General features: G+C 52.9%; 3 protein-coding genes. 1 reads left to right on the top strand and 2 read right to left on the bottom strand.

What is annotated here, in order from left to right; all coding sequences use genetic code 11:
* Nucleotides 1-1,792: PAS domain S-box protein (locus AB7U36_RS19910; protein WP_428161381.1), on the top strand; the 1,792-nt coding region annotated here is incomplete at its 5' end.
* A 128-nt stretch (nucleotides 1,793-1,920) separates the two neighbouring features.
* Here the strand turns inward: AB7U36_RS19910 and AB7U36_RS19905 are convergent.
* Together AB7U36_RS19905 and AB7U36_RS19900 are read right to left on the bottom strand one after the other, a co-directional pair.
* Nucleotides 1,921-3,552, bottom strand: coding sequence for a hypothetical protein (locus AB7U36_RS19905; RefSeq protein WP_428161380.1), 1,632 nt, complete (start codon nucleotides 3,550-3,552; stop codon nucleotides 1,921-1,923).
* Nucleotides 3,553-3,721: 169 nt separating this feature from the next.
* Complete coding sequence (locus AB7U36_RS19900) at nucleotides 3,722-3,877, bottom strand: hypothetical protein (protein WP_428161379.1); 156 nt, start codon at nucleotides 3,875-3,877, stop codon at nucleotides 3,722-3,724.
* Between the last annotated feature and the right edge of the window lie 192 nt (nucleotides 3,878-4,069).

Below are 4,069 nucleotides of genomic sequence, written 5' to 3'. Positions count from 1 at the left end.
GGATGAGATATTGGGGAAAACCCTGGAAGAGATCTTTCCACCCGAGAAAACAGCAGTCTTTATGGATGCCATCCATGAAGTTGTTTCCAGAAACGAATCGATCCGGCTGGATTATGGGCTGGATATTAACGGCCGGCCCCTGTGGTTTACGGCCAGCATATCGCCCATGCCGCCGGACCGGGTGGTCTGGGTGGCCCGGGACATCAGCAGCCGGAAACAGGCAGAGGCGCAATTGCGGCAGTCAGAGGAGAAATTTTCCAAAATTTTTGCCATGGCGCCGCTCATTGTCACCATCTCCCGGATGGAAGACGGCAAATTTATTGATGTGAACACAGGCTTTGAAGAGATTACCGGATGGCGAAGAGACGAGGTTGTGGGGAAGACCTCTGCCGACATCAGTTTCTGGGCCAAACCTACCCTCAGGGCGGATATGATCAGAGAACTCAAGTCCGGGCAGGACTTTTTAAACCGGGAGGTGGATTTCCAGCGCAAGGACGGACAGGTCCGCATGGGGCTCTACTCAGCCCGGCCCATTCATTTATCAGGGGAATTGTCCATTCTGTCGGTTGTGCAGGACATCACGGAGATCAAAAAGATAGAAGCGGATCGGCAAAAGCTCCAGGCCCAACTCATGCAGACCCAGAAAATGGAAGCCATCGGGGTTCTGGCCGGCGGCATTGCCCATGATTTCAACAATATTCTTTCTGCGCTAATGGGATTTACGGATCTTGCCAAAATGGCAGCCCATGACGATGAAATCATGCTGAATTATCTGAATTCAATATCTTCAGCCAGCCTGAGGGCAAGGGATCTGGTCCGCCATATTCTGACCTTCAGCCGAAAATCCGATGTGAGCATGCAGCCGATCACCATTGATCCCATCATCAAGGAAACACTGAAATTCATCCGGGCCTCCCTACCTTCAAACATCCGGATTCAGCAGGATTTAAGAATAAAGCGGGCTAAAATCCTGGGCCATGCCACCCAGATCCACCAGATTCTGATGAACCTTTTTACCAATGCGGGATACGCAATGAGGGATACGGGCGGCCAACTGGATGTGACGCTGGACAGGGTGGCCATTGTCCCGGCGGACACGGTCAATTTCAACCATATCAAACCCGGACCCTATGTTTCCCTGATCATTTCAGATACCGGCAAAGGCATCCCCCCCGGGATTGTTGACCGGATATTTGAGCCGTTTTTTACAACGAAAAAACGGGAAGAAGGCACTGGATTGGGATTGTCAACGGTTTACGGCATCCTGAAGGATATGGGCGGAACTATCTCGGTCTACAGTGAAGAGAATATCGGCACCACCTTCAAGGTACTGATACCCGAGCTTGAGCAGGAGGGCCAGGAGGAAACCTTCCGGGAAAACGGTCTTATACCGGGGAAGGGAAATATCCTGATCGTTGATGATGAACGACCCATTGTGGAAAGCGCCGGGGGAATATTGTCCAACTTGGGCTATTCGGTAACCGGCACCACGGACAGCCGACAGGCCCTGGAAAAAATAGAGAAGGACCCGGGCTGTTTTGATCTGGTGCTGACCGATATGACCATGCCTGAAATGAACGGGCTATATCTGGCCCGCTGGATTAAATCCATCAATCCGAAAATTATCGTTGTGCTCTGTACAGGCTTCAGCCACAGATTGACAAAAGAGATGTGGCAGTCCGCAGGCGTCTTTGACGTGCTCATGAAACCTTTAATTGCCGGCGAACTGTCCAGGGCGGTTGATACTGCGTTGAAAAAAAGCGCCGGGGAAAAAGAACGTATGGTCATTTAAATCCCTTTTGTGGCCGGATAAATGGGGAGATTGGGAGACACCACACAGACTTTTTCAAGGCCCATATCCGGGGTGTGGCTGTATCCGGCCTTGAAATGCCACAGAACTCCATGCGCATTCGCCGGTTATCAGGACGATAGCACTTTTCGGCAGGCAAAGGAAAAATCTTCTGGATAGCATCCGGCGATAAAACGCATCTGGGCCTCGGAAAAGGTGCCCGGCGCATAGGGAAGACGCGGGATAAACGAATACAAAAGGTGCTGCTCGGTAACCGGGCTGTTAAACCGGCCTGAAAACTCCACGCTTGTGACCATCTGTGCGCCCAATGTTTCCAGGGTCTGGACGGCTATACGGATGCCGGTGTCCAGGGCATTGCGGGTTGCGGTATCTGCAGAAAGCAGATGGGGGCAGGGGGCTTTGGTCATCAGCATCAGCTCCCATTCACTGACCTGGGCCTTGGGGGCAAACAGCATGACCTTTTCGTTTTCCCAGACGATCAGAGTGCTGGGCCCGTCCGGGTTCATGTCCGTTCGTTGGTTGGTTTCAATGGCCCTGATAAAGGCCGTAAAAAAGTCGGTACCGTGGACAGTTTTGTACGCCTGAATAAAGTCGGCGACAAGATCCCCGCAGGCAAAGCAGGGATAAGGGTTGCCGTCGCTGTCAAAGATGCTTTCCGGAATCATGGCGTTTTGCTGGTGGATCATCTGGTGGGAGGCATGCAGCCGGTGTCCGGACTGGGCAAAACCGAATCCGAGATTCCACCCCCATAACGCCCCGGTGAAAAAGGGCGAATCATTGTTCAACGGGCTGTGCTCACCCGATGCCAGGGCATCCGTGATTTCCATGCGCAGGGCCTCAAGTTCATCTGTGGAGAGGGGCCGTCCTGTTGCGGGCAGCATCACGCCGAGCATCCGGGCAAGGCGTACATAGATGCGCTGGTAATACAGATGCCGGATGCCGGCCATGTCAGACGGAGTCAGTTCACTGGCCCGGTAGCGGATTTGGTCATTGGCCATGTTGTCGGCGTAGTGACCCCAGGGAATATATGAGTTGGCCCGCATATATTCAAAGACATGGGTGTTGTCCAGGCTTTCTCCGACGATGGGGCTGTTTCCCTGTATGCCGGGTTTGAGCACCATGACCTCTTTATACGCATCAGGCAGGGCCGGATTATTGCCGAGTACATCGTAAAGGTCATGATCGTGGATCACCGGAAAGGTCCGGCCCTGGGCGTTTTTTTTAAATGCAACTCCCGTGGGCGGATGCTCTTTACCGTTATCATAAACAAAGTTGCAGGCAAGGCCTGCAAGGGCACAAAGCTCCTCCGGGTTCGTGGACGCCTGGGCCAGCGCCAGTTTCAGGGGGCGGGGGAGCAGCGTCAGCACCTGGTTCACAGGACCCTTCGGTCCTCCCTTTTCATTTTGCCAGTGTTCCAGGCAAGCAGTTAAGGAGCAGTCCGGCCGGGGAGGAAGGCCGATGGTTTCCGGGCGCTCTGCCTTGCGGTCCGCCCAGGCGGAATTGATAAAGGTGCTTCCCCGGAATGGAAATGCGTTGGCGATTTCATAAATCCGGTCCGCTGCATCTGCCCGGACCTGCCCCTGGGGGTAATTGGCAAGGTTGTCCACGGGCCCGCCATCGGGAAGGCGGCCAAGCATATCTTTAATAGTTTTTTGCCTGAAATTGTCCACGGCAAATTTCGGTTCGTGGATTCCGACCACAAACCGTCCCTGGGGGCTGACACAGGTCCTGGGCGCTTTCATTTTATCTCCTTTAAAACGGCGCTGTCCGGCCGGTTTGGTAATCACTTATGTCTGAATTTAAGAGCCTGGGTCGGAATTGTCAATGCCTGTTCCTGCGCGGGATTTGTCCCGGACCGACCTGCCGGGATCGGACAGCTTTTGAATCAGCCGGTCTGTTTCTGGTAACTTCTCAATAAGTCCGGGTAAAAAGACAAAGATCAGCCAAATTCAATTTTTCTCTTGCTTCGGAAACGGTTCCCCCCTGGCTGGCTATGTCCAGTTCCGGGCACAAGGAAACATAGCCGGCCCCTTCTTTTTCAATGACTGCTGTAAAGTTTCTTTTCATGGGTTGAGTTTCCTTATATTTTTTCGTGGTGTATTCATCTGTTAAGGTCTTATTGGTTATGCCAGCTTGACAACCTTATTCCCCTCAGCTTTATCTTTTTGGAATACTTTCTCGATGGTTGCAGCCGCCTTTTTGTTTCGGTCCGGTGCAAGGTGGGCATATCGTTCTGCCATGGTCAAAGTAGCATGGCCC

The sequence above is a fragment of the Desulfobacter sp. genome, assembly GCF_050177295.1.
The sequence above is the reverse complement of the archived record's forward strand: the minus strand, read 5'-3'. Positions and strand labels throughout refer to the sequence as shown.

Bases quoted from the DNA above. Each gene is read 5' to 3' on its own strand.
- AB7U36_RS19905 (WP_428161380.1), bottom strand. From the start codon at position 3,552: ATGAAAGCGCCCAGGACCTGTGTCAGCCCCCAGGGACGGTTTGTGGTC.
- AB7U36_RS19900 (WP_428161379.1), bottom strand. From the start codon at position 3,877: ATGAAAAGAAACTTTACAGCAGTCATTGAAAAAGAAGGGGCCGGCTAT.